The 1,497-nt window shown below is 68.3% G+C and carries 1 pseudogene; it reads left to right on the forward strand.

The features are described 5' to 3' along the window. Positions 1-1,497 (forward strand): annotated as a pseudogene (locus EOA27_RS36130) (hypothetical protein); the annotation flags it as partial.

Consider the following 1,497-nt stretch of genomic DNA (forward strand, 5'->3'; position numbering starts at 1 on the left):
GGACAGTTCCGCTGCGACAATGCCGGCATCGCGCTACCTCCGGGCGCCTCGACGCCGATCGTCGTCAAGGCGGTGATGCCGGCAAACTACCGGCCGGACACGGTCGAGAACTGCGCCGAGGTGAAAGGCATTCCCGGCGAGGCCGGCCTCGCCAATAACAAGGCCTGCGCGACCGAGCGCATCCGCCATCCGAATGGCGGTCAGCCCGGCCTGCGCATCACCAAGACATGCGGCGGCTCGCTGGCCGGTGCCGCGGCTGTTTCCTGCCGGATCACCGTCACTAATGCCGGCAGCGCGGCCCCAACTGGCCCGGTGCGGGTCAGCGATGCCGCCACGCTGGTGTCGGGCGGAGCGCCTGTCCAGATTCAAACCGTCACCCCTGACGGTGCGGACTGGGCTTGCGGTCCGGTGCCTGCAAACACGCTGTCGTGTCAGATTCCCGGCGCCGTGATGACGCCCGGAACCAGCCGGCACTTGGACGTGACGGTGAGCGGCAATGGCGCGTTCGAGAACTGCGCGCGTGGCAGTTTTGGGCCGGCGCCGGGCGACGACATCGTCTACCCGATCGGTCAGCCCTGCGCGAAGGGCGGCGGCGCCTCCACCATCCGCGTCGAGAAGACCGGCGATGCCGAATGCCAGCCGGGAGAACCATGCTCGTTCGAGATCACCATCACGAATGACGGGCCGAACCCCTTCTCGGGTCCAGTCCGCATCGGCGATGCGATCGGCGTGGAGGGTCTCGGCCGGCTGGAAGACGTTCCGATCACGTCGATCGACCCACCCTTCGGCTGTTCGCCGGAGCCGACGACGCTGCCGGCATCCTGCATCGCCAATCTGACGCTGGGCGCCGGCGAAAGCCACAGCCACCACGTCACCGTGATCCTTCCCGAGGATGGGCGTCTTGCCGCTCTGCAGGGCACGGTCAGCGGACAGAACTGCGTCGGCGTGCTTCCTCCGAACACGCCGGTGCAAGGCGGCGGCGACGTGCTGTCGCGCGACCTGACCACCAACCAGGGCGATCGCGGCAAGGCTTATGCGTGCCATCCCTTCACCACCCGGCACGAAGTGAAGAACCAGTGCTTGTATGGACTGGTGATGAACTCGGCCGGCCGTTGCGTCTGCCCGGAGGGCACCACCTTCCGCAATGGCCAGTGTTCGGGCAGCGGGGGCACGTCCGGCGGAGGCACCAAGCTCCTGCCGCTGCCGCCACCGCCGCGCTGCGTCCTGCTGCAGGGCCAGATCCGGACGGCGGACGGACGTTGCGTCTGCCCGCGCGGCACCGATCTGGAGAACGGCAAATGCGTGCGGAGCGACATACCGGAAGAGTCGCAGTGCACGCTGCGTCCCGGCCAATACCGCGACGAGAACGGCAACTGCGTGTGCCGCCGCGGCGAGCTGGTCAACGGCGTTTGCCAGGTCGCTCCACCGAAGTGCACGATCCGTGGCGCGGTGCCGACATCGAACGGCTGCACCTGCCCGGACGGGACGCATCTCGAC

It is taken from the genome of Mesorhizobium sp. M2A.F.Ca.ET.037.01.1.1, from assembly GCF_003998075.1.
Lineage (GTDB): Bacteria > Pseudomonadota > Alphaproteobacteria > Rhizobiales > Rhizobiaceae > Mesorhizobium.